Raw genomic sequence first — 20,303 nt, forward strand, 5'->3', positions numbered from 1 at the left:
CGCCCCGCACGAGTCGGGGCGCGCGGGTTACATGCCGGCACCCCAGGTAATGCCGGTGCCCACCGCAATGGACTCGATGTGGCGCGGGCCAAAGTCGTGTTTGCTGATCACACGGACCAGAGTCTGGTCACGCTGGAAGGCGCTCACCATGTTGCCGCCACCATCCTTGTAGGAAGCCTCAGTGCTGATGGCGATGGCCAGATTGGTGTCTTCACCGATGTAGCAGTCGGCGAAGTTGACGAAGTAGATCTCCGTCTCATTGGTGCCGGCACCCAGATTGATTGGCACCTGGGTGGTCAGGGCAACCGGATAACCCTTGAGCATGCCGCCGTCGATTTCCGGGAACGCCTTGTTGCCATTGCCGTCACGCAGCGCCTGCAACCAGCGCAGCACACGCGGGGCCATGATCCAGCCGCAGGCGGCCAGATCTACGTTGGCCGCCTCCAGGCGCAGCATCATGCCGCCCAGGTAGGTGTCGACATTCGCCAGAGTGGCACCCGCCGGCGCGGGCAGCACGTTGCCGGCCGGTGCCCAGTAACGCAGGCCCTTGGGCAGATCACCCGTGCCAGCACCACGAATGAAGTGCAGATCCTCCGACAACCCCATGCTGGTGGCGAGATCCGCGCTCACCTGCGCATCAATGCGCGGGTTGACGCCGGCATGGGCCAACAGGTCGTTGGAGATCGGGACGATGGCCGCAGCCTTTTTCGCAGCCAGTTTGAGGTCACCGAACTGCATATCGGTAACCGAGATATCTTCCTCGGTACCGAGGTAGGTAACAGTGGTGTTGCCCAGCACACGCGGCAACGTCAGGTTGCCGTTGTTCAGCGGCAGACTCACCGCGCCCATGCGGCGGATAACCGATTTGGGCCGCAGGGACTCGATCACGCTGGTACTGAAGTTCTCCGGCACCAGCACGCCGCCAGACCCTGGGGTGACAGTGGACAGCGCCATTTGCACGTCGTCGCCATAGCCGCCGCTCTTGGCCAGCTTAGCGGCCTCGTGCTGGTTACCGCCGGCCTGCACGATCAAGCGCACCATTTGCGCCATGGCGATGCCGGGCTTGGTGGCGGCCGGGTTATTAGGGCCTGCAACATGAATGTGCGAGGCAGGCGGGCTGGCGATGCCCTGTGCGCCCTCACTTACCGGCACCGCCGCAGCGGCCGCCGAACGCTCAGCAATTTCGGCACGGCCAAGCTTGTCGGTAAGGGCATTGATCTGGGTTTCCAGATCCGTAAAGGAAGCCAGTTGCTCAGCGGTCAGAGCAGTGCCGCCCGCTTCGATTTTGGCCAGCGCCTGCAACTGATCGTTGAGTTTGGCGCGTTCGCTACGCAGTTGAAGTACAAGGGACATACTGCCTCCTAGGCATAAAAAAACCCGCCGAAGCGGGTTGGGGTCACTGCCGCGAACGCGGTCAGAGTCGAGCTTGAATGTTCAGGGCTGAGGCCCGCAGGGCAATACGGCCGCCCTGCCGGCTGGCACGGCTTTGCGCGACCGCGCGCGATAGATCGTCGACCGCATCCTGCGGACTGCTCAGGCGGTCGGCCAGGCCAGCAGCAATACCGGACTGGCCGCGATACAAGCCAGCTTCGGTGGCAATCACCTGGGCAGCGGACAGCCCGCGATAATCGGCCACGGCGGCCACGAACATCTGATAACTCTCGTGCACCAGCTCGTGCAGGAACTTCAGCGATTGCTCCGTCAGGGGCTCATGCGGGTTGAGGTCGTTTTTATGCGCCCCGGCGAACACGGTGGTCACTTTGACCCCCATGTTCTCTTCCATCTTGGAGCGATCCATGTGGCTGGCAATCACGCCGATGGAGCCAACACCGCTGGTCTGGCTGACCACCAACTCGCTGCAGGCAGAGCCGATCAGGTAGCCACCGCTGTAGGCCATGTAGTTGACGATGCCGGTGATGGGCTTCTGCCGGGCCAGGGCGCGGATGTCTGCGGCCAGCTCGAACGCACCCACCGCCGCGCCGCCTGGGCTGTCGATATCCAGCACCACGCGCTCGACCATAGGGTCGGCCACAGCCTGCTTGAGCTGTTGGCGCAGTACCTCGTAGCTGGTCATGGTTTCGCAGGCGTTGATATGGCTGCCCCGGCTGACCAGCACGCCGTGCACATCGATCACCTCAATACCGGTGCGGGCAATGGTGGTGCGGCGCTGCTCTTCGATGCGCTCCAGGCGTTCACTGTAATCGCTGTCATCGTGCATCAGGGCGGCACCGCTGCCGCCAATGTTGATGATGTTCAGGTTCATCGCGTGATTGGCCCAGCGCACGCCCAGGTCGAGCATGTCGGGCGCGACCAGCAGCGGCTGGTTGAACAGCAGGCTGGCGGCTCGTAGGTAGTGTTTCATTGGGCAAGCATCCTTTCGATTTCGAGCTGCTGGGCTTCCAGCTGCGCGCGTACTTTCGGGTTGGTCAGGTCTGCGCCACCCTTGGTGGAGTCGACCATATTCAACGGCTGCAAGTAGATGTTGCCGCCATCGACCGGAGGCATGTTCTCCAGCCGGCGGATATCGTTGACGCTGAGCCAACCCCATTGACGGCCAATGGCATAGGCCTCGTAGCGGCTCTTTTGATCACCGCGCAGCAGGCCTGACAGGTTGAACTCAATGAAGTAGTTGCGCCGATCCTGCGGCAGCAGGAAGTCACGCATCATCGACTGCTCGTGGCGCTTGACCCAAGGAAGCAAGCCGAACACCACGAACTGGATCAACAGCTGCTCGATGGTGTTGTAGTTGGCCTTCTCCAGGTCGTTGAGCATGGGCAGCGGGATTTTGTACATCCGCGCGATGTCGGCCGCCGCCAGCTTGAGAATGGCCACAATCTCGGCATCCACGTTATTCATGGATACCGGTTTGAAGGTCATACCCTCTTGCAGCATGGCGACCTTTTTGGCGTTATCCATGCCGCCGAACTTGGCACCCCACTGATCCAGGATGCGGTCGATAGTCCCTTGTTCCTTGATCGCCGGAGCCTCACGCGGGCGCTCAATCACGCCCGAGATTGCCACACCATTGGCAAACGACTTATTGGTGTACTGCCGGACCGCCTGGGCGAGGCCTACCGACTCGGCATGCAGCTCAATCGGCGACATACCCATGTAGTTGTTGGTGCTACCCCAACGCACATGGTGAATCATGCGCATCGGCACCGGCTCACCGGCACCCACACGGTAATAGGGCAGCATGTCGCCGCCCTTCAAAACCTGGGTCTTGTCATTGTCCAGCGGCCAGAGCGCCGTGACGTTGCCGTCTTCACGGCGGTCAATCCAGCTGAAGCCATTGCCGCGCAGCCCGAGCGCAATCTGCCGCCCTTCCAGATATTCGTATGGGGTCTGAAAACCGTTGGGCTGGTAGCGCAGAACGTCATACAGCGGGTGGTTGATTGCCGGCTCGCGCTGGCCTTTCTCTTTACGTTCGTAGACCTCAAGCGGCAGCTGAGCCATGCTTTCTGCCAGCAGCGTGACGCAGTTCTGCAGGATGGGCAGACTCAGAGCCGACTCCGGCGTGACAACCACCCCCGCACTGTTGCGAGCAGAGCCGATCAGGCCTCGCCACGACCCGTTGCCTACGTCCGTCAGACTGCCCTGGCCGAGACCAAGCGCACTGGAAAGAAACATGCTCAAGCCCCTTTATTGTTGAGCTGCACGGCGGCAGCGCGGTCAGCTAGCCGCGACCAGCACAGCAAGCCGATGCCCGCAACAATGCAGGCAGCCGGCACGTTGAGCTGGGCCACGCCCGCCACCATGAGGCCGAAGCCCAGCAGGCCAGCCACCCAGGATGCGATGAGCAGTTTCATATACCGACACCTTGATCATAAATTGAGGTGCCCCCACCAACCGAGGCGGAACCACTGATACCGGTGGACATGACGGCAGCAACAATGCCGTCGATGCGCCCGGTGGCCTTTGACTTATCGACCTTGCGGTTGCCCGCAGGGTCTGAGGTGATCACCGCGTTGCCGGCGCACCAGGTCATCACCGGGTTGCCGTCATGGCGAAGGGTCTCGACCACCTCAGCAGCGGCATCACTGACCAGTTCCCAGTCTTCTGCGTTGAGGTCAATCACCTCGGTCGGCGCGGCCATGCCGAGTAAGCGGCGCTCAAACTCATCAACGGCTGGTGACATCGACTGATAGCCCTGGCCGAAGCCTTTCATTGGCGGCAGGCTGATGTCGTGTTCCTCCATCAGCTGCAGCAGATCCTCAATACGCCAGCGGTCATAGGCGATCTGATCAACACTGAAGTAGGCGCAGATGGTCTGCAGACGCCGCAGCACATGCAGCTTGCTGATAGCCCGGCCGGGCGTTGTTTCTAGATGCCCCTCACGAATCCATACGCCATAGGGCACCTGGTCGCGCTTCTCACGCTCTTCAAGCTCGTGATCGGGTATCCAGAAGTACGGCAGAAGCCGCCAGTGCGGATCTGCAACAGTCGGGTAGAACAGCAGCACGAACGCTGTCAGGTCTTGAGTACTGGCCAGATCGAGGCCAGCAACACACGGGCGATCTCGGAGCATGCGCATTGCCACTGGCTCGCAGGCTTCAGTCCATACGTCATAAGCGATCCACGGTGACGTTGCCTGGGTCCACTCGCAGAAGTTCAGCCGCCTAACCACTGACTCTTTGCTGGGCATGCCGCGTGCTTCCTGCACCTGCTCTCGCAGGTACTGGCGACCAGGGATGCCATCGGTCTGGCCTTCTGCAATGAAGTCCAGCGAGGGGTTCACCTTCGCCCAGCAGCTTTCATCCTTGATCGGGTCATCGCCCTCATCAAGGGAGCAGATGAATGCAAAGAGGCTGTCGCCTTCCTGCGAGCCATTGCAAACGCGAATACCGAGTTCATGGTACTGGCCGGCAACGCTTTTCTTGTCTGAGCCGCTGTTGGTGATCATGGCGATCAGCGCTTTACGGCGGTTCTTTGTGCCTGCGCGCATCATGTCGATGGCGCTGGCGTTCTTATGTTCGTGCACCTCATCGATCAGCCCCATGTGCGGACGCGGGCCTGACTGGCCTTCGTCGGAGCTGATCGGGCGAAAGAATGAAAAGCTGTTGGGGTAGTAAAGGTTCCAGACCTTTTCATCGCGGCCTGACTGCTGCAGCCGCGCACTCAGGTGCGGCGACAAGTTCACCATGGCCACCGCATCGCGGAACAGGATCATGGCCTGGTCACGCTTGGTCGCGGCAGCATAGATCTCAGCGCGCTGCTCACCATCAGCAGCCAGGCCGTACAGGCCAATACCCGCCAGCAACGGCGACTTACCAGACCCCTTGCCCGTCTCGATGTAGGCGATCCGGAAACGCCTAAAGCCTTCCACGTTGTACCAGCCGAATAGCGAGCCAACGATGAAGGCTTGCCAGGGCGCAAGCAGGAATGGCTGCCCCTCGTACTCGCCACCGTTGAGGCACAGCACCTCTTCAAAAAATGCAATGGCCCGGTTGGCCGCTTCCAGATCCCAAACCAGCCCGCGCAGCGGGCCTTCAACTAGGTCACGCAGGTGGCGCTTGCAGGCGTTTCGTACATCAGGCCCGGCCACGGTCAGGCCATCCAGCACCGCATTCGCAAAGCCTGTAACACGATCAGCCAGCTCAGGTGAAGAAGCGCTCGGCGGCGTCTTTTGGTCCATTTGGGAATAACTCACCTTGCGGCGCAGAAGGCTTCAGGCCTCGGCGGGCAAGCGGCGTGAGGCCGAACTGGCGGCCGAGGTCATCGGCACGCCGCTGGGCGTCATTGCGCAGCTTGCGCCAGATGGAGAGATCCTTGGCACCCGTGCGGTATGTCTGTACGTCGCCGCCGCGTGGCGTCAGCACGTTGTTGTTGATCTCACGTATCGCAAGGGTGAAACGCTGGTACTCGGCCACCGCTTCGCAATACTGACCAAGCGCCTGGCCATCCAAGCGGGTGACCAGCCCCAGCGTGAGCAGAGCAGGGATCAGCTGATCCCACTCGCGGCCAGCAGCGTCATCAAGCCAGTCAGGCTTATCTGGTGCCGCAACGGGAACGGCAGGCTTGGCGACTTCCTCAAGCAGATCCTTGGGGTTGCGTTTGCTCCGGTTACCTTGGAGCAGGTGCAACACAGCAGGCTGGGCTGTACGGCCAGAGTTGCCATTCCCAGACATAGAACACCTCAGATTTCACGTAGCAACGCGTACCACCAGAAAGGGGTCACCCCCCATTTTTCCCGGCGTTGCGAAGCGAGTTCCCCCCGTCGTTCGACATCCGAATTTTTGAGGGTTTTTAACCCCCCCTACCCCCTGGGGCTTGGAGGTTCCAGTGGTGGCGCGGATCGCGCGGGCGGCCAGTCTCGGCGCAGCCACGGTGACCCGACTTCTCCATCCGCTGCTTGGTCGAGTCGTGGCAGGTCTTGCACAGCGACTGCCAGTTGGTGCGATCCCAGAACAGCTTCCAGGCCTTCGCAATCTGGTCAGGGCAGCCACTCAACTTGGCGTCACCCAGCTTGTGGGCAACGATGTGGTCGACAATCGAAGCGGCGACCAACAGATCCTTTTCCTGACAGAACCGGCAGAGCGGGTTGCGGCGCAGGAAGTCAGCGCGCGCCAGCTTCCACCGGTAACCGTAACCCTTGAAGGTTGAGCTGGGCTTCTTGGCAGGACGCATCAGCCACCCAGCCCGGCGCGCTTGGCCAGGTAGCGGGCGTAGATCCCACCCACGATGTCCGCGCCAAGCAGGCCAATGCCGATGCCAGCAGCACCAGCAAGGTAAGCGTTGTTCCACCAGGCCAGGCCAACCATCAGGGCGGCCATGCCGAACAGAGCAGAGCTACCGAACCGCAGCACCACACGCTTGATGATCTCAGTCATCGCAACACCCGGCACATCAGCCTGGCGCATCTCGCCAACCAAGCCAGCCAGCGCAACCAGAATCAGCAACCAAGTGGGCAAGTCGGCCAAGCCCTGTTGCATCTGCTGTTCAGTCGACATACCGGGCTCCTAATGCCAGAAACAAAAAAGCCCCGGCAACTGCCGAGGCTCGAATAGGTAGCGCATCCCTGCGCAAGGCACCGCAACCACGGGGCGCCATAAACAACAAACCCGGCGCGGTGGCCGGGTTTGTAGTGAAGCTGCCCTTGCGGACCTCTTCGAAGATGGCTGATTTATACCCCTCGATTCCGGTGGCAGCAAGGGCCTAACGCTGCCACCCCAGCAATGCACCAGCAAAGCGACAACAAAGCACCCGCAATGCACCGCACATATAACAAACCCCGGCTACCGCGCCGCAGGCGCAACCCCACATGACCTACACCGCTTTCAAGGTGGGGCAACGCTACACCCCGCGTCCCTACTAACTGTTCCCCACTTCCCTACCTTTCTAAAGGAATAAGTAGATTGTGTGAGCGCGCGAGCACGCGTGCGCGTGTACACACGCGTCGTACCTGCACATACGTGCCCATAGGAAAGGTGGGGATGTTGGACGCAACCAGCAAACACGCGGCCTCAAGCGTGCCCCACAGGCAAAACCCGGTAGGGCAAGTGGGGTACAAACGAAAAGCGCGCCTCATGCGGCGCGCTTCCGGTTGATCAACTCACGCTCCAGGCTTTCATGCGCCTGGTGCAATCGCTGGTAGTACTGCGTTCGCTTACACCCACACACCGCCCACTTCTGCGAGTCCAGGCTGTCGTAGTTGGTGTAATGCTCGATCACCACTTGTCGTTCCTTATCCGGCAGATGCCGGTTCACCAGCAGCTCGATCTCGGCTGCCTGCTCAAGCAGCACACGGCTGCCATGCGTACTGCGGATCAGCACGCCGCGCGAGTCTATCAGAGCCGCCAGCGAACACCCACCAGACCCCGGCCCGATCCTCTCCACCCCATGCGGCGGGTGCAACTCGGCCGCCCACAGCTGCAGCGCATCATCCAAATACTTGATCATGCGAACGTCTCCCGCTGCGCCAGTGGCATCTGGCCTGGCTCCTTCCAGCTGTCCGGGCGCACGTACTTGTAAGGCCTCACCCCGCCCCGGCCCTCTGGTGCCATGCGCTTTCGACGCCATTTGAGGCGATGCATAATCTGCCCCAAGCGCGTCTGGTCCGGCCGCCCCCAATGGCCAGGGTCAAGCATCAAGGCCTTCTCCAGCAAAATATCACCACCCACGCTCTCGCACGGGTTCGCCTGCAGCCAGGACACAATGCGCGGCTCCCACGCATCACCCTGGAAGCGCACATCCTGCTCCTCCTCAAACATCACCTTTTCATCATCCTGCGGCCACCATGGCTCACCGGCTTCGTACAGGTGCAGCGCCTCGGCCCACAACTGATCGCGCACCGCGCGCAGGCCGGCCAGGTTCACCTTCATGCACAGCACCGGCCAGTAACGGCGGTTCCCGGTCGGGTCGCGCAGGTACTCATCTTGGTTCGTCGAGCCAGCGAACACACACTGACGCGGCAGGCGAATGTTCCGCCGCCCATAGCTCGGCCTGAAGATATCCACCTCAGCCCCGAAGAACGACTTCGCCTTGGTACTCTCAACCTTGTTGAACGCATCCAGCTCGGCCAGCTCGATGATCCACATACCCTGAATAGCCTGATAAGCCTCTTTCTCACCCAGGGGGATCGGCGTATCCATAAACCACTCGCCACCCAGCACTCGCAGCGCAGACGACTTATTCAGCCCCTGCTCACCCTCAAGGATGATCACGCAGTCAGCCTTCGCCCCGGGCTTCATCACCCGCGCCACCGCCGACACCAGGTAGCGCATCCCCATGATGCCCGGATACTGATCGTTCCCAGCCAACGCAACGCCACCCAAGTAATCCTTCACCCAAGACGCCAAGCGCGGCGTGCCATCCCACTTCAAACCCTGCAGGTAATCCCGCACCGGGTGAAACGGGTTCTGGTTCGCCACCACCGCCACAGCCTCCAGCACCGCCAGAGACTTCACCTGCAGCCCATACTGCTCGGCCAGCCAGATAGCCGTGCGCGTGTCATCGAGATCCGACCACTCACCGGCCCGACCGCCATAAGGCGTTGCCCGACGCTTCACCGTGCGCCCCGCAAACAGATCCTCACCGATCACGCCCTTCCAGCGCTCATCGTTCTCCAGAATCAACACCACGTTCGCCACCACCGACAGCAGCGCGCCCTTGCCGTTACGATGCAGCGCAAACTTCCACTCGGCATCAGCAGGCGGCCGCACAGCCACCAGCACCTGGCGACGCACCGCATCAAGCCCCTCGGCCAGCTGCAGGTCATTGAAGTCTGTCCACTTGTCTTCACGCTCACCGCTGAACACCGGGAACACCACCCGCCCGCCGACAACCTTCGCCGCGTGCTCGGCCTTCTCGATGCCAGGGTTCCACGGCTCGCCCTTGGCCGTCTTCGTCTTCCAATCGTCATCTGCGCAGAACAGGAACTGCCGACCAGGGAAGCGCTCACGCAACCCCTCGGCCACCGGCATCAAATTACCCGCAGTAAAGGCTGCGCAGGCGCATAGGCCAGTAGCCAGATGCACGCTTGCTGCCGTCGCATACCCCTCACAGATCAGCACCGGCTCACCTGGCTCCGGGTGCGGGCCGAGCAGATGGAACGCCCCAACCGGGTCAACACCGGCCGGCCAAAAGCGCTTGCTCAGCCCGTCCGCATCCGGCTGGCCGAACAGCACCTGCAAGCCCACAACCTTGTCGTGCACATTCATCATCGGCACCAACGCCGTATCCGGCTTGCGGCCGAACTTCAGGCCAACAGCCGGCACCGCCTTGCGCTCTAGGTAACCGCAGCGCCCGCGCTCCGGCAGCGTCTCCCACATCCGCGCTGCACGCCGTCGAGCACTCGCTGCGCGGGCTAAGCGCTTAGCATCCTCTTTCGCCTTCGCCGCCTCGATACGCGCCTTGATAACCTTGCGATCCTCATCACTCATGCGCCCGCCAACGGGCTTGAGCTTGTGGAAGTCGCCTTTCTCACCCTCACGCCACGAACCGAACGCACCCGCGTAATAGGTGCGGCCCTCGTTCCTGTGCTCGTAGATCACATAGAAGCCGGTCTTCGTCCTGCCCTTGTCGCCACCGGCCCGGCAGCGCGTGCGCACATCCAGCATCAGCGGCAGGTCAGGATCTAGCCCCGCGTCCTGCAGCTGGGCCAGCACATCGTCGAGTAGTTCATGACGGTCAGTCATTGGGCACCTCCAGACGCTTTTGAGTGAAGCGCGACGGGGACCAATCGCAGGACTCATCGGCCGGAATGTGGCCGAACATCGTGCAGCAGCGACGGCAGTGGGCGCAGTCTGCGCACGTCTTACCCTCAGGCAGATCCATAGCGTCACCGGTTCTCGGCAGTGGCTCACGTTCAGCCGGTGCCGGCTTGTTCCAAGCCTCGGCAAGTCCATCTGCTGTGAATGCCGTAACCTCTCGCCGGCATTCCGGGCATGCCAGCGAGAGGAAAATGTCCTGATGCTTCATACCTAACAACTCACCCTCATGGCCGCAGTGGCAGCGGCTCAACGGCACGCTCATCGCCCGCCCCCTTTCCGCTCAAGCAGATCCTGGCAATCGATACACATCACGCAGTTGTGCCCAGCCAACGCCTCACGGCGGGCCAGCGGGATAGGCACCCCACACCCGTCGCAATAGTCCTGATGCACAGGCGCCGGCTTGGCCAGCTGCGATGCAAGGCGGGCTTGCTCGTATACGGCGTATTCATCCGCCGCCCGATCAGCGTTATCAGCCATCAGCCTGACCCTCATCATGCTTGTGGCGTACAACGGCCCGCAGCCGGAACACCGCCTGCAGCATCCGCACGGTCAGCATCTCGAACTGAGCCAGCTCATCATCGTCAAGATGGTTATCAGCCATCGCCTTGGTCAGCTGCTCGCTCAGGTCGTTCTCGCTATGTAATAGGCCAGTGATGCCCGCCAGCAGCGATTGCGGCGTGTCCGCATCCCCCATCTCGGAAACATCAATGCCCACCCAGCCAATCGGCTGCAGCAAGGCATCAACAATGCGAGGGTCGCGGGTCAGGTCGAGAATCAGCTGCAGCTCATCGATGTTCACCCGATGCTTCGGGTTCGCACTGGTCAGGCTCAGCTTGTGGTTCAGGGTTGAGGCGCTTATGGCGCCGTCGACGGCAGCAATGGCGGTGGCACCGCCGGGGTAATCGTGCGCGGCATGGTGCAGCGCCTGTTGCAGGGTCAGAATCGAGCGCTTGGCGCGCTCAACACTGCCCCAGCGGGAACGGTAAGGCATGGCAAAAACTCCCGGCCCCATACCCGTTGGTATGGCGCCCCTAGTCAGGTGGTCGCATACGGCCGGCAAACCGACCGCACCCCAGACAAGGCCCATGCTCCGCACAGGCCCCGCCATAACAGCCAGCCCGCTGGTGGTGGCAGCGAATTGGCAACCCCAGGCATCCCAGCCCAGGCACAGCGCGCAGTGGTGGTGCGCGCATCGGGAGTGGCAGCCGCCGTAGCAAGCTGCCAGTGACCCCGACATGACGTGTTGCTATAGTCACGCCGTGGCTCCCCTTAGTCAGGTGGTCACAGCTAGCCTGCTGATCTGTGGTGGAGAGGCAGGCAACACAGAGCCCTCGGGCTCCGGCGGTCACCGCTTCAACGGTGGCCGGGAAACAGGGCGCCTAACGGCGCCTTTTTTCTAAGCGGCCTGCCCTGCAGTAACGGGCTCACAACCGAAGACATCAGGACGAAGCCGATAACGACTAACCCCGGATATAGCCTCAATCGCAAGCACCCACTCTGCAGGGCAGCGCCCTTTGACGCGCAGGTGGTGATGTAACAACTGCTGAGAAACCTTGCGCCCCTTGGCGGCCAGGCTTCGCGAAAGTGCCGACTGCCCCTTGGCAGCCTTTACGGCCTCGGCAAACGCCTGGGCCATCAACTCTTCAGGACTCATTACAGGAACCTCTTGTGAAGCCAGGCCCAAATCTACAAACAAAACTGTTAATTGGCAACAGGCAATTCTGTTTGCCGCCTTACAAATAGATTTGTAAATTCACCCCATGACTACACAAACCCAACGCCTTCAGGTCATCGCTGACCTATTCAAGAAGCGCCGCACCGAACTCAAGATGAGCCAAGGCGACGTCGCAACAGGCGTGCGCGCCCTACTCGGCGGAGGCGCGGCTTTCACTCAGCAGTCCTATGCAGCCATTGAGAATGGGAAAACCAAGCACTCGAAATACCTGGCGCAGATAGCCCGCGTGTTAGGCATACCGCCCCAAGCGGTAGACCCAGCACACTCCGGCCCTAATCTGGTTCGGGAAACATCGATCCCCTACGGCGCATCGACAGCCGTTGTAATCGGGGAAGCAGGAAGGAAACTGCCAGTGATTGGATCAGTAGCAGCAGGCGCCTGGTGCGAGGCCATCGACAACTTCCACCCCGGCGACGCCGAGGAATGGATTGAAGCCCCAGGCCCAGTAGGGCCAAACGCCTTCGTGTTGCGCATCGAAGGCTTCAGCATGCACAACCCGACTGACCCGGTAAGCTTTACCGATGGCGATAAGGTAGTTATCGACCCCAGTAAAGAGGCCAACTCGGGCGACTTCGTAGTGGCCAAGCTGACGAACTCGGAAACCGTCACATTCAAGCGGCTGCGGCAGGAAGAAGGTCAGTGGTATCTGGAAGCCATCAACCCAGACTGGAAACCTCGGTACATCCACCTAACCGAGGAATGGCACATCTGTGGGCGCGCAATGTGGAAGGTCCAGCAGCTTTAACAGGCATCAACAAACAGCTCCACAAACAAAACTACAAACAAAACTGTTGACCGAACTACAAAACCGCTTGTAGATTTGCCTCGTCTCTCCACCACAGAGCCGAGGTAAACCATGTCTGCATCTGTTCACGCGCTCCCGTCATGCCCGACCGAGCGCATCTTTGAACTACGCCGCGCCGCCCTGGCCACCGGCTGCCAGTTCTCTCGCGTAAAACCCAAGTTCCTTTTCGCCACCAGCCACGTCGACTACCTGCCCAAGGAAGTCGCCGAGCGGCGCTACATCGCGACCACCAAGCCGCCCTTCGATCCCAACGATGGAGGGCACGCAGCATGAAACCAACCATCGAAGAACTGCTGCTGCAGATTGTCAGCACCGCGCTGATCATCAACCAGCAAGGCAATTGGCACGCCTTTGTCGACCTACAGGGTCACGTCCGAGCTTTCTACGTTCGCGTTTGCTTGGCCGACACCAACTATCAGGACACCAGCTACGAAGCCGCCCAGCGGTCCGGCTACTGGCACCGCCTGCCTTTCGAGTGGCACCCAGAGAACCAAGCGCTACAAGCATGCCACGACGAGCTGACCAGCACGCTCAACTGGCTGCAAGGCTACCTCGGCATGCCCACCGTACCCGCGCAGGAGGTGGCAGCATGAACTTCACCCTCCCCGAAGATAACCTGCTGCGCCTGCAGGCCCAGATCAACCTGACCGGCACTTTCAACCACACCGTTTCGCGAATGCCCTACAGCCGCGAGCAGGTGATGTTCCGCATCCAGATCGAGCGCGGTCAACCCAACACCGCAGTGAAGATCGAGATGGGCGGCCAGGTGCACAGCCTCGACGTGCAAACCGCGCACCCCGAGAAACACCTGCAGGTCGCGGACTTCATCGACGCCATCGCCAACGGCCGCGTAGACAGCGCCGAGGTGGCCCCGGCCCGCGTCACCCGCACGCCCCTGCTGCCTGAACCTGACGGCCTGCTGGATGACACCCAGCTCGGCCGCCTCAAGCACATGGTTCGCCATGGCGGCTTTGCCAGCCTTGAGACCGGTCATCAATGCCCAATCAACGTGGCCGTGCACCGTACCCGCCCGGCCCAGGGCGTAACCGTCATTGCCAGCATCGGCAGCGCCCGCCCACGCACCAAGTGCTTCACCGTGCGCGGCGATGAGCGCGAATGCCTCAAGCGCCTGCTGATCAGCATCGAGGATCTGCACATCATCGCCACGCCCCAGCGCGCGGCCGCTGCGTAGGAGGTCACCATGTCCCACTCCCTCAAAGACACCGCCGAACGCCTGGGCCTTAAGCATCGCGAGCTGATGAAGCGCATGCGCAACCGTGGCCTGCTGGACAAGTTCAACCGCCCGGCCAACCCGGAGATGACCAAGCTCTACCTGGTCACGCGCGAATACCGCTACGAGCACCCCAGGCTCGGTGTGCAGTACCCGCGCACCACCCGCGTCACTGACGCAGGCATCCCGTGGCTTGCCGACAAACTCGGCATTGAGCGTCCGATGCCAGAACCACAGGCAGATCCACGCTGTGCCGCCTGACATCAAATACACAACCCCGGATGGGCGCGAGATCACACCGATCTGGGCGCGCCAATGGGTGGCAGCACTGATGAAGCTGCCCACCCACGCCGAGCGCAAAGACGCCATCCGCGACCAAGTACCCGAGCACCTGCGCGAGCTGGTCCGCACCATGGGCCGCATCGCATGGGAACACCCAAGCCGGAGCAAACAATGAAAGACTCAAAGCTACTCGACGACACACTGACTGACCTGCTGCGCATGCCCGAGGCCAAGCGCACCAGTGAAGTCATCAGCAGCGCCCTACACCTGGCAGCCACCGCAGCCGGCCTGCGCCTCGGCCAACCGTCTGACCTGCAGCTGCAGCACATGCAGCTCGAAGGCGCGGTGGCACGCCTCACCTCCACCCTGGGCGATGGCTTCACCCACCGCACCACCCTTCGCCTGGGGCCAGACGTAGCCGGCATTGAGCTGTTCGCCTCAATCGAGGCCATCGGCCGTGCCGACCTGCGCTTTACAGGCTTTGGCTCGACAGCCCATGGCGTGCTCAACAAGCTCCAACAGGCCATCGCCGCACACGGCATCAACATCGGCCCGGCCAAGCGCAAGGTGCGCCACCCCGACAAAAACCCGCTGCGCATGCTCCCGCGTGAGGCCCGCCGAGCATGAGCCCACCAAACGACCATCAGCAGCCCCTGCGCCTGCTAGTCGCGCCCAAGGCCAGCACGGTGGACATGCTCTTTCGCATGTTCGGCACCGTGCTCATCCCACTGGAGGCAGTAAGGGCCGCGCTGTTCCGCAACCTCAACGCCGACCGCTTCGGCCGCGTGGTTGCCACGCCTCGCCTGCCTCTCCCAGTCACCACTCTGGAAGACAGCACCAAGGCCCAGCGCTTTATCGAGATACACCACCTGGCTGCCCACATCGAACAACGCGCCGGCCATGCCGACGACACGCTGGCCAAGACGCTGGGCAGCGAGCAGGAGACCTGAGCCATGTACCGCTACTGCCGTGAATGCCGCGCCGAACTCGGCGAGTTCGACCACAAAGAGATCGGGCTTTGCCAAGAGCACATACAACTCTGCGAGGACTGGAAACGCTTTGATGACCTGCGCGAGGACGGCCACAGCACCTATGCCGCCAAGCTGATGGCCGGCCTCGCAGATCCACCAGACCCCGACGCCGACTGATCCACCCAAAACCACCTGACAGCCGCACCCGCTGCCACCACCAGCGACCGGCCAACCCGAGGAGTACCACCATGACCACACCGCAAATCTATGGCCTGTTTGCCATGCTCACCGTCGCCGCCATCGCCGGCTTGATCTTCTACTGCATCGGCCTGCGCACAGGCAAAGGGGCTGGCTATGAGCTAGGCCACCAGACCGCGAAGAACTACTGGAAGAAAATCGTCTGCAACGCTCGGTCCCAGCTGGGCGAGGCACGCGATCTGCTCGATGCCCGCACCCGCGAGATGGCGACCCTGCGCCAGTGCATCGAACAGGAAACAGCCGACCACACCGCTGCAGTGGCCAAGCTCAAGCAGCAGATGCACTTCGCCGAGAACGACCGCGAGAACGTCATCCGGGATCTGACCGAAGAACTGATGCGCCAGTACGCCAACCGGCTCACCAATGACGACTGGCTAAACCTCAAGCTGGCCGCCAAGCAACTGGGCATTGCTGCCAACACATTCACCCGCAGCGGCAGCAACAAGACCAACCAGGCCGCGCAGGCCCACGCCTTCATCACCGCACTGGCCGAGCGCGTCAAAACCATCCTTGATCAACCACCATGCACTGCTCAGATGTGCGAGCACGGCATCACCGACACCGACATCATCGAATGGCTGAACACCAACGCCGACTGCTGGGCAGAGATCGACAACGCCACCCTGCGCTTTGATGTAAACAGCCCCGAGGAAGGCTTCGAGCACCTGCGCGACGTGCTCACCCTGGCCATCCAGCAGAAGCTGGCCGACACCGACAGCGCCACGAATACCATCAGTACCTGGCGCGAGCAGGAAGCGGAGCGTGCAGCATGAACCGCAATTACCCCCTGCTACGCCTCACCCCTGACCAAGCCGGCAAGCTGCAGCACGACTTCAACCGCCTGCAGGCCAACCACACCGAACTCAAGGCCCAGCTAGCCGCGCTGGAGCAGGCCATGCGCGACCTCTACGGCACGCAAGCCTTCCTTGCACTGCGCAACCACGCCCGTAACCAGGCCCAGGCCGCGCTGCTGAAACAGGAGATCGCCGCATGAGCTGGATACTCACCCACAGTGGCAAGCCGTTTGACTTGCACCAGCCCCAGGCCGAGCAAATCAACATGCTCGACATCGCGCACGCCCTAAGCATGCTCTGCCGCTTCAATGGTCACTGCTACCGCCACTACTCAGTGGCACAGCACAGCCTGTTGGTGGCCGATATCGTCCAGAGCCAGGGCCACGGCCCGGAGATTCAGCTGCAGGCCTTACTGCACGATGCGCCCGAGGCATACGTAGGCGATGTAACGCGACCACTAAAACAACTGCTGTGGAGCACTGGCGGATTCTTTCAGTACGTAGAAGGGGGCATCTGGCACGCCATCTGCGAACACTTCGGCCTAGACCCCGAACTGCCCGAATGCATCCACACCGCCGACATGATCGCCCTAGCCACCGAGAAGCGCGATCTGCTGCCCGACCACCCAACGGCCTGGGAATGCCTGCAAGGCATCACCCCGCACCGCATCGAGCTGGAAAACTGGACACCCGGCCAAGCCCGCCAGGCCTTCTACGACCGGCTGCTTGAGCTGCTGGCCACAACCCACCGCGCGAGGTCTGCAGCATGAGCACTCCACTAGAAACCCCTGTGCCACCGTGTGCAGAAGACGTTTTCCAGAAGGGCGTTAGTGTTTGTCTGATTGGCGATGTTCCAAAGCACGCAGCCGAGACGATCTGCAAAAGCCTTTCCGAGGTCACCGGCTGGAAAATCGACTGGCATTACATTGGCGGCCGCACGCACATCAAAGCGCTGCCGCCTGCATCCAAGGACATGACCGCCGACACCTTCCTGACCCTAACCGGCGAGATCACCAAGGCACGCCGCACCCAGGCAACACTTGCCGAGAAGGCAATCGCGCTCTGCGACGCAGTAGAGAACAAAGACGATCTGCCGCTGACGAAGTACGCCCTACGCGCCGCGCGACTGGTTAACGAGGTGCGCCACCTGGCAACCGATCTCGGCCGCGCCCAATCCGGCTCGCCCGCAGGGCTCGATAACCAACAGCCGGAGGCAGGCCAATGACCCTAGCCACCGCAACCACAACAGCCAAGGCCGTGCGTCAGCACGGCGGCGGCCTGGTACATGCCACCCTGCCGCGTGCCGCTTTGCGCGGCCGCCAGCAATGCCCGAGCGGTGGCGTTAAAAAGAGTCTCTGCTGCGCAGCAGCAGGCATTAATGCTCTTGATCTGCAAGCCACCACCGCCCTCGCATACCCCATGACAGGCGTGCGCCAGGCGCAAAAGTTGAGCACCCCGCTCCGCTCCCCCATTCGCCCGCCCGCGCAGCTTGTCGTGGGGTATAAGGCCTCAAGTTTTCGTGCAGGAATCAATACATTCCCAGGCATTGGTTGCCACCACATGAAGAAGGGCCTCGTCCGTCAACCCGTGCTCGCCAGGGTTGTAGACCAGCCTGCGCTCAAGGCAATTGATCAGCGTTGCAATGGGTTTTATCAGCCTTTCATCAGGCAAATTCATAAGGTCGATTCCCCTCATCGCAATCAGGGCGCTGTACGCAATCTGCTCCAGACGCTCATTTCGTTTCGGCATACCGATCTTTCCACGAAGCTCTTTATCGATTTTCAGGAAACATTCGAAAGCCTCCCTGGAGATTATCGAGATAGCTTTCTTTGCCGTGGTGTTCCTGACTACGGCCTCTTTATCAGCGATACGATTCTGATTGGTTGCCAGCCAAATCGTGGTGAAGATCGCACCGACTGTCCCCAGGCCGGCAAGCAAGGACGCGTACGCGTTTACTATCCGCTCAGGTACAACCAGCGGAGTGACAACGAAAGCAATAGCAGCAATCACCGCGCCCGCGATGATCAGAGCCAGCCTGTAACGCACCCAAAAGGTTTGTTTCTTACGCATTTTCAGACCCTATATCCGTCACTCGATCGCCCGAGCTTGCCGACACCCTGCCACCATGTCCAGCGGGGTGCAGCATGACCACCCACAACATCGTCAGCGTCTCCGGTGGCAAGGACAGCACCGCCACCCTACTGGTGGCCATCGCCCTGGAAACCGAAAACCTGCAGGCCGTGTTCGCCGACACCGGTAACGAGCACGAACAGACCTATGCCTACCTCGACTACCTGGAACAGGCAACCGGCATCCATATCACCCGCGTGCGCGCTGACTTCACCCGGCAGATCGCCGGAAAGCGCCGCTTCGTTGAAACAAGGTGGCGAGAACAAGGGGTTGCCGAGGAAATTGTGCAGGCTGCGCTTGAGGTGCTGCAGCCCACCGGCAATCCCTTCCTCGATCTGTGCATCTGGAAGGGCAGATTCCCCAGCCGCAAGGCCCAATTCTGCACCATGGAACTCAAGCGCGACCCGATGCTTGAACAGGTGGTAATGCCACTGATGGGCCGAGGCGACATGCTTTTATCCTGGCAAGGCGTACGCCGCGACGAGTCGTTGAACCGGCGCTACCTACCAGAGTGCGATGAGGTGGGAGGCGGCCTATTCAACTACCGGCCGATCCTCAAGTGGGATATCCCCGCCGTGTTCGAGGCGCACCGCTACATGGGTATCAAGCCAAACCCACTCTACAGCCAGGGTATGGGGCGCGTCGGGTGCATGCCCTGCATCAACTGCCGCAAGGATGAGCTGCGCGAGATCGCCCAGCGCTTCCCCGAGGTGATCGACCGCATCGACCGCTGGGAAAAGCTGACACAGCAGGCATCCAAGCGAGGTGCGGCCACCTTCTTTGCCGGCAGCAATGCCAAGCATCCTAAAGGCTCAATCGCGGATATGACCGCCATTGAAGTGATGGAGATTGCAAGCATCCGCCAGGCCGTCGAATGGTCCAAGACCACACGCGGCGGCATCCAGTACGACCTGATGATCAGCGAGGCAGACAGCTCGGCCTGCACAAGCGCCTACGGCCTGTGCGAGGGCAGCTGGGAGCCAGTCAAGATTATGGAGGCGGCATGACGGACCAGAACATAGATATTCTGATCAAGCTGCCCGAGGTCTGCCGTCAGGCAGGCTTTGGCAAGTCGGCCATCTACGCCATGATCAAAGCGGGCACATTCCCAGAGCCGATCAAGCTCGGCTACGGCTCGCGCTGGTCGCAGCAAGAAGTGCAGGCCTGGGTGAGAGAGTTGAGGTTGCGCAGGGTTGCGGCGTGACGCCCAGAAAACAAAAAGCCCCGCAAATGCGGGGCTTAATCTACAGCTACTTGAAACAACTCAAGCGGCTTTTTTACCATGCTTTTTTTGCAGGTCGCTCTCAAGCTTGTTTGTCAGCGCACCCAATGCGGCGCACTCGGCCTGAAGAGCCTTAAGAATACGACGGCGTTTAATTTCATTCTTCACAAGAAGCTCCTTCTGTTTAGCAATTCACATTGACGATCAAGTGCAATTACATCATCGGCATCAATCGCATCAGCTAAAGCCTGGACTAGATCGCAGTACTCGTGCGCTTTGTCGACGGTCCACTGGTCGCCAAACCCATCGCACTCATCCAAGCCTCTCATCAGAGAAACAATCACACGCATTCTGCGCGCTATCTCACCGATGGTCGGGTTCTCTTCTTTGAGGCTCTCAATGCTAAAAAGCCGGCACTGCCTCAGAACTCGTATTGCCACGTCGAGAACAATTGTATAAGCCTGCTCAACGTTTTCTGGTGGGTTGTACTGAATATGACCTTCGATAACTTCAAAGGTTTCGGTTTCCTGGGTCATCCATCCCAACCAGAGTGCGAATGCACGTAATAATAAAGGGCCGCAAATTCTACCGAAGAATTATTTTGATGTCAAAGCAGCACTACATCTGCTTCGCCCACTAAAACCTCCCCTTCGTCGAAACCTTAA

31 protein-coding genes are annotated in these 20,303 nt (G+C 61.0%); 15 read left to right on the plus strand and 16 right to left on the minus strand.

The features are described from left to right. Nucleotides 1–27 precede the first annotated feature (27 nt). The 13 genes from OU997_RS05275 to OU997_RS05335 all read right to left on the minus strand — a co-directional run bounded on the left by OU997_RS05275 (nt 28) and on the right by OU997_RS05335 (nt 11,865). Complete coding sequence (locus OU997_RS05275) at nt 28–1,353, minus strand: phage major capsid protein (protein ID WP_267809320.1); 1,326 nt, start codon at nt 1,351–1,353, stop codon at nt 28–30. Between the two features lie 61 nt (nt 1,354–1,414). Next, nucleotides 1,415–2,362, minus strand: a complete 948-nt coding sequence (locus OU997_RS05280; RefSeq protein ID WP_267809321.1) for a S49 family peptidase — start codon at nt 2,360–2,362, stop codon at nt 1,415–1,417. Beyond that, nucleotides 2,359–3,630 carry a phage portal protein gene (locus tag OU997_RS05285; RefSeq protein ID WP_267809322.1) on the minus strand — a complete coding sequence of 424 codons (1,272 nt, stop codon included), beginning with the start codon at nt 3,628–3,630 and terminating at the stop codon, nt 2,359–2,361. Before OU997_RS05285 ends, OU997_RS05280 begins: the two co-directional genes overlap by 4 nt. Before the next feature lie 2 nt (nt 3,631–3,632). Further along, nucleotides 3,633–3,809 (minus strand): hypothetical protein, encoded by a 177-nt coding sequence (locus OU997_RS05290; RefSeq protein WP_267809323.1) that lies wholly within the window; start codon nt 3,807–3,809, stop codon nt 3,633–3,635. Further along, nucleotides 3,806–5,635 carry a terminase large subunit gene (locus OU997_RS05295; protein ID WP_267809324.1) on the minus strand — a complete coding sequence of 610 codons (1,830 nt, stop codon included), beginning with the start codon at nt 5,633–5,635 and terminating at the stop codon, nt 3,806–3,808. Before OU997_RS05295 ends, OU997_RS05290 begins: the two co-directional genes overlap by 4 nt. Beyond that, the gene (locus OU997_RS05300) at nt 5,598–6,128 is read right to left on the minus strand and encodes a P27 family phage terminase small subunit (RefSeq protein WP_267809325.1); all 531 of its coding nucleotides are present in this window, start codon (nt 6,126–6,128) and stop codon (nt 5,598–5,600) included. Before OU997_RS05300 ends, OU997_RS05295 begins: the two co-directional genes overlap by 38 nt. 118 nt (nt 6,129–6,246) lie before the next feature. After that, nucleotides 6,247–6,627, minus strand: coding sequence for an HNH endonuclease (locus OU997_RS05305; protein WP_267809326.1), 381 nt, complete (start codon nt 6,625–6,627; stop codon nt 6,247–6,249). Then, complete coding sequence (locus OU997_RS05310) at nt 6,627–6,950, minus strand: phage holin family protein (RefSeq protein ID WP_267809327.1); 324 nt, start codon at nt 6,948–6,950, stop codon at nt 6,627–6,629. Before OU997_RS05310 ends, OU997_RS05305 begins: the two co-directional genes overlap by 1 nt. 574 nt (nt 6,951–7,524) lie before the next feature. Continuing rightward, nucleotides 7,525–7,899 carry a hypothetical protein gene (locus OU997_RS05315; RefSeq protein WP_267809328.1) on the minus strand — a complete coding sequence of 125 codons (375 nt, stop codon included), beginning with the start codon at nt 7,897–7,899 and terminating at the stop codon, nt 7,525–7,527. Beyond that, nucleotides 7,896–10,136, minus strand: a complete 2,241-nt coding sequence (locus OU997_RS05320; RefSeq protein ID WP_267809329.1) for a VapE domain-containing protein — start codon at nt 10,134–10,136, stop codon at nt 7,896–7,898. The genes OU997_RS05315 and OU997_RS05320 overlap by 4 nt, the downstream gene beginning before the upstream one ends. Nucleotides 10,137–10,469: 333 nt before the next feature. After that, the gene (locus OU997_RS05325) at nt 10,470–10,688 is read right to left on the minus strand and encodes a TraR/DksA C4-type zinc finger protein (RefSeq protein WP_267809330.1); all 219 of its coding nucleotides are present in this window, start codon (nt 10,686–10,688) and stop codon (nt 10,470–10,472) included. Then, nucleotides 10,681–11,202: a phage regulatory CII family protein gene (locus OU997_RS05330; RefSeq protein WP_267809331.1), complete on the minus strand. Its 522-nt coding sequence runs from the start codon at nt 11,200–11,202 to the stop codon at nt 10,681–10,683. Before OU997_RS05330 ends, OU997_RS05325 begins: the two co-directional genes overlap by 8 nt. Before the next feature lie 405 nt (nt 11,203–11,607). Beyond that, nucleotides 11,608–11,865 carry a transcriptional regulator gene (locus OU997_RS05335; protein ID WP_267809332.1) on the minus strand — a complete coding sequence of 86 codons (258 nt, stop codon included), beginning with the start codon at nt 11,863–11,865 and terminating at the stop codon, nt 11,608–11,610. Nucleotides 11,866–11,971: 106 nt separating this feature from the next. Here OU997_RS05335 and OU997_RS05340 point away from each other — a divergent pair, with 106 nt between their 5' ends. The 13 genes from OU997_RS05340 to OU997_RS05400 all read left to right on the plus strand — a co-directional run bounded on the left by OU997_RS05340 (nt 11,972) and on the right by OU997_RS05400 (nt 17,511). Beyond that, nucleotides 11,972–12,691 (plus strand): helix-turn-helix domain-containing protein, encoded by a 720-nt coding sequence (locus OU997_RS05340; protein ID WP_267809333.1) that lies wholly within the window; start codon nt 11,972–11,974, stop codon nt 12,689–12,691. A gap of 111 nt (nt 12,692–12,802) precedes the next feature. After that, entirely contained in the window at nt 12,803–13,024 is a 222-nt protein-coding gene (locus OU997_RS05345) for a hypothetical protein (RefSeq protein WP_267809334.1), read from the plus strand. Next, on the plus strand, nt 13,021–13,344 hold the full coding sequence (locus OU997_RS05350) for a hypothetical protein (RefSeq protein WP_267809335.1): 324 nt from the start codon (nt 13,021–13,023) through the stop codon (nt 13,342–13,344). The genes OU997_RS05345 and OU997_RS05350 overlap by 4 nt, the downstream gene beginning before the upstream one ends. Then, nucleotides 13,341–13,943 carry a hypothetical protein gene (locus OU997_RS05355; RefSeq protein ID WP_267809336.1) on the plus strand — a complete coding sequence of 201 codons (603 nt, stop codon included), beginning with the start codon at nt 13,341–13,343 and terminating at the stop codon, nt 13,941–13,943. The genes OU997_RS05350 and OU997_RS05355 overlap by 4 nt, the downstream gene beginning before the upstream one ends. 9 nt (nt 13,944–13,952) lie before the next feature. Continuing rightward, a complete protein-coding gene (locus OU997_RS05360; protein ID WP_267809337.1) occupies nt 13,953–14,243 on the plus strand; it encodes a phage antirepressor KilAC domain-containing protein in 291 nt (96 codons plus the stop codon). A 70-nt stretch (nt 14,244–14,313) separates the two neighbouring features. Then, complete coding sequence (locus tag OU997_RS05365) at nt 14,314–14,439, plus strand: hypothetical protein (protein WP_267809338.1); 126 nt, start codon at nt 14,314–14,316, stop codon at nt 14,437–14,439. After that, a complete protein-coding gene (locus OU997_RS05370; RefSeq protein WP_267809339.1) occupies nt 14,436–14,891 on the plus strand; it encodes a hypothetical protein in 456 nt (151 codons plus the stop codon). Before OU997_RS05365 ends, OU997_RS05370 begins: the two co-directional genes overlap by 4 nt. Beyond that, complete coding sequence (locus OU997_RS05375; protein WP_267809340.1) at nt 14,888–15,214, plus strand: pyocin activator PrtN family protein; 327 nt, start codon at nt 14,888–14,890, stop codon at nt 15,212–15,214. The genes OU997_RS05370 and OU997_RS05375 overlap by 4 nt, the downstream gene beginning before the upstream one ends. A 3-nt stretch (nt 15,215–15,217) precedes the next feature. Next, nucleotides 15,218–15,412, plus strand: coding sequence for a hypothetical protein (locus OU997_RS05380; protein WP_267809341.1), 195 nt, complete (start codon nt 15,218–15,220; stop codon nt 15,410–15,412). Between the two features lie 71 nt (nt 15,413–15,483). Beyond that, nucleotides 15,484–16,266, plus strand: a complete 783-nt coding sequence (locus OU997_RS05385; protein WP_267809342.1) for a hypothetical protein — start codon at nt 15,484–15,486, stop codon at nt 16,264–16,266. After that, the gene (locus tag OU997_RS05390) at nt 16,263–16,487 is read left to right on the plus strand and encodes a hypothetical protein (protein ID WP_267809343.1); all 225 of its coding nucleotides are present in this window, start codon (nt 16,263–16,265) and stop codon (nt 16,485–16,487) included. Before OU997_RS05385 ends, OU997_RS05390 begins: the two co-directional genes overlap by 4 nt. Then, the gene (locus OU997_RS05395) at nt 16,484–17,056 is read left to right on the plus strand and encodes a phosphohydrolase (RefSeq protein WP_267809344.1); all 573 of its coding nucleotides are present in this window, start codon (nt 16,484–16,486) and stop codon (nt 17,054–17,056) included. Before OU997_RS05390 ends, OU997_RS05395 begins: the two co-directional genes overlap by 4 nt. Further along, nucleotides 17,053–17,511 carry a hypothetical protein gene (locus OU997_RS05400; protein ID WP_267809345.1) on the plus strand — a complete coding sequence of 153 codons (459 nt, stop codon included), beginning with the start codon at nt 17,053–17,055 and terminating at the stop codon, nt 17,509–17,511. Before OU997_RS05395 ends, OU997_RS05400 begins: the two co-directional genes overlap by 4 nt. A 284-nt stretch (nt 17,512–17,795) precedes the next feature. On the opposite strand, the gene OU997_RS05405 is transcribed toward OU997_RS05400, so the two are convergent. After that, a complete protein-coding gene (locus tag OU997_RS05405) occupies nt 17,796–18,356 on the minus strand; it encodes a hypothetical protein (protein WP_267809346.1) in 561 nt (186 codons plus the stop codon). Nucleotides 18,357–18,430: 74 nt separating this feature from the next. Here OU997_RS05405 and OU997_RS05410 point away from each other — a divergent pair, with 74 nt between their 5' ends. Beyond that, nucleotides 18,431–19,423: a phosphoadenosine phosphosulfate reductase family protein gene (locus OU997_RS05410; RefSeq protein ID WP_267809347.1), complete on the plus strand. Its 993-nt coding sequence runs from the start codon at nt 18,431–18,433 to the stop codon at nt 19,421–19,423. Further along, nucleotides 19,420–19,620, plus strand: coding sequence for a helix-turn-helix transcriptional regulator (locus OU997_RS05415; RefSeq protein WP_267809348.1), 201 nt, complete (start codon nt 19,420–19,422; stop codon nt 19,618–19,620). Before OU997_RS05410 ends, OU997_RS05415 begins: the two co-directional genes overlap by 4 nt. 60 nt (nt 19,621–19,680) lie before the next feature. On the opposite strand, the gene OU997_RS05420 is transcribed toward OU997_RS05415, so the two are convergent. Both OU997_RS05420 and OU997_RS05425 read right to left on the minus strand, forming a co-directional pair. Further along, entirely contained in the window at nt 19,681–19,806 is a 126-nt protein-coding gene (locus OU997_RS05420) for a hypothetical protein (RefSeq protein WP_267809349.1), read from the minus strand. Further along, nucleotides 19,803–20,174, minus strand: coding sequence for a hypothetical protein (locus OU997_RS05425; RefSeq protein WP_267809351.1), 372 nt, complete (start codon nt 20,172–20,174; stop codon nt 19,803–19,805). Before OU997_RS05425 ends, OU997_RS05420 begins: the two co-directional genes overlap by 4 nt. Nucleotides 20,175–20,303: the final 129 nt, after the last annotated feature.

The sequence above is a fragment of the Pseudomonas sp. SL4(2022) genome, assembly GCF_026625725.1.
Classification (GTDB): Bacteria; Pseudomonadota; Gammaproteobacteria; order Pseudomonadales; family Pseudomonadaceae; genus Aquipseudomonas.

Excerpts from the sequence above, each read along its gene's own strand:
- OU997_RS05275 (WP_267809320.1), bottom strand. The coding sequence starts at position 1,353 with ATGTCCCTTGTACTTCAACTGCGTAGCGAACGCGCCAAACTCAACGAT.
- OU997_RS05280 (WP_267809321.1), bottom strand. The coding sequence starts at position 2,362 with ATGAAACACTACCTACGAGCCGCCAGCCTGCTGTTCAACCAGCCGCTG.
- OU997_RS05285 (WP_267809322.1), bottom strand. The coding sequence starts at position 3,630 with ATGTTTCTTTCCAGTGCGCTTGGTCTCGGCCAGGGCAGTCTGACGGAC.
- OU997_RS05290 (WP_267809323.1), bottom strand. The coding sequence starts at position 3,809 with ATGAAACTGCTCATCGCATCCTGGGTGGCTGGCCTGCTGGGCTTCGGC.
- OU997_RS05295 (WP_267809324.1), bottom strand. The coding sequence starts at position 5,635 with ATGGACCAAAAGACGCCGCCGAGCGCTTCTTCACCTGAGCTGGCTGAT.
- OU997_RS05300 (WP_267809325.1), bottom strand. The coding sequence starts at position 6,128 with ATGTCTGGGAATGGCAACTCTGGCCGTACAGCCCAGCCTGCTGTGTTG.
- OU997_RS05305 (WP_267809326.1), bottom strand. The coding sequence starts at position 6,627 with ATGCGTCCTGCCAAGAAGCCCAGCTCAACCTTCAAGGGTTACGGTTAC.
- OU997_RS05310 (WP_267809327.1), bottom strand. The coding sequence starts at position 6,950 with ATGTCGACTGAACAGCAGATGCAACAGGGCTTGGCCGACTTGCCCACT.
- OU997_RS05315 (WP_267809328.1), bottom strand. The coding sequence starts at position 7,899 with ATGATCAAGTATTTGGATGATGCGCTGCAGCTGTGGGCGGCCGAGTTG.
- OU997_RS05320 (WP_267809329.1), bottom strand. The coding sequence starts at position 10,136 with ATGACTGACCGTCATGAACTACTCGACGATGTGCTGGCCCAGCTGCAG.
- OU997_RS05325 (WP_267809330.1), bottom strand. The coding sequence starts at position 10,688 with ATGGCTGATAACGCTGATCGGGCGGCGGATGAATACGCCGTATACGAG.
- OU997_RS05330 (WP_267809331.1), bottom strand. The coding sequence starts at position 11,202 with ATGCCTTACCGTTCCCGCTGGGGCAGTGTTGAGCGCGCCAAGCGCTCG.
- OU997_RS05335 (WP_267809332.1), bottom strand. The coding sequence starts at position 11,865 with ATGAGTCCTGAAGAGTTGATGGCCCAGGCGTTTGCCGAGGCCGTAAAG.
- OU997_RS05340 (WP_267809333.1), top strand. The coding sequence starts at position 11,972 with ATGACTACACAAACCCAACGCCTTCAGGTCATCGCTGACCTATTCAAG.
- OU997_RS05345 (WP_267809334.1), top strand. The coding sequence starts at position 12,803 with ATGTCTGCATCTGTTCACGCGCTCCCGTCATGCCCGACCGAGCGCATC.
- OU997_RS05350 (WP_267809335.1), top strand. The coding sequence starts at position 13,021 with ATGAAACCAACCATCGAAGAACTGCTGCTGCAGATTGTCAGCACCGCG.
- OU997_RS05355 (WP_267809336.1), top strand. The coding sequence starts at position 13,341 with ATGAACTTCACCCTCCCCGAAGATAACCTGCTGCGCCTGCAGGCCCAG.
- OU997_RS05360 (WP_267809337.1), top strand. The coding sequence starts at position 13,953 with ATGTCCCACTCCCTCAAAGACACCGCCGAACGCCTGGGCCTTAAGCAT.
- OU997_RS05365 (WP_267809338.1), top strand. The coding sequence starts at position 14,314 with ATGAAGCTGCCCACCCACGCCGAGCGCAAAGACGCCATCCGCGACCAA.
- OU997_RS05370 (WP_267809339.1), top strand. The coding sequence starts at position 14,436 with ATGAAAGACTCAAAGCTACTCGACGACACACTGACTGACCTGCTGCGC.
- OU997_RS05375 (WP_267809340.1), top strand. The coding sequence starts at position 14,888 with ATGAGCCCACCAAACGACCATCAGCAGCCCCTGCGCCTGCTAGTCGCG.
- OU997_RS05380 (WP_267809341.1), top strand. The coding sequence starts at position 15,218 with ATGTACCGCTACTGCCGTGAATGCCGCGCCGAACTCGGCGAGTTCGAC.
- OU997_RS05385 (WP_267809342.1), top strand. The coding sequence starts at position 15,484 with ATGACCACACCGCAAATCTATGGCCTGTTTGCCATGCTCACCGTCGCC.
- OU997_RS05390 (WP_267809343.1), top strand. The coding sequence starts at position 16,263 with ATGAACCGCAATTACCCCCTGCTACGCCTCACCCCTGACCAAGCCGGC.
- OU997_RS05395 (WP_267809344.1), top strand. The coding sequence starts at position 16,484 with ATGAGCTGGATACTCACCCACAGTGGCAAGCCGTTTGACTTGCACCAG.
- OU997_RS05400 (WP_267809345.1), top strand. The coding sequence starts at position 17,053 with ATGAGCACTCCACTAGAAACCCCTGTGCCACCGTGTGCAGAAGACGTT.
- OU997_RS05405 (WP_267809346.1), bottom strand. The coding sequence starts at position 18,356 with ATGCGTAAGAAACAAACCTTTTGGGTGCGTTACAGGCTGGCTCTGATC.
- OU997_RS05410 (WP_267809347.1), top strand. The coding sequence starts at position 18,431 with ATGACCACCCACAACATCGTCAGCGTCTCCGGTGGCAAGGACAGCACC.
- OU997_RS05415 (WP_267809348.1), top strand. The coding sequence starts at position 19,420 with ATGACGGACCAGAACATAGATATTCTGATCAAGCTGCCCGAGGTCTGC.
- OU997_RS05425 (WP_267809351.1), bottom strand. The coding sequence starts at position 20,174 with ATGACCCAGGAAACCGAAACCTTTGAAGTTATCGAAGGTCATATTCAG.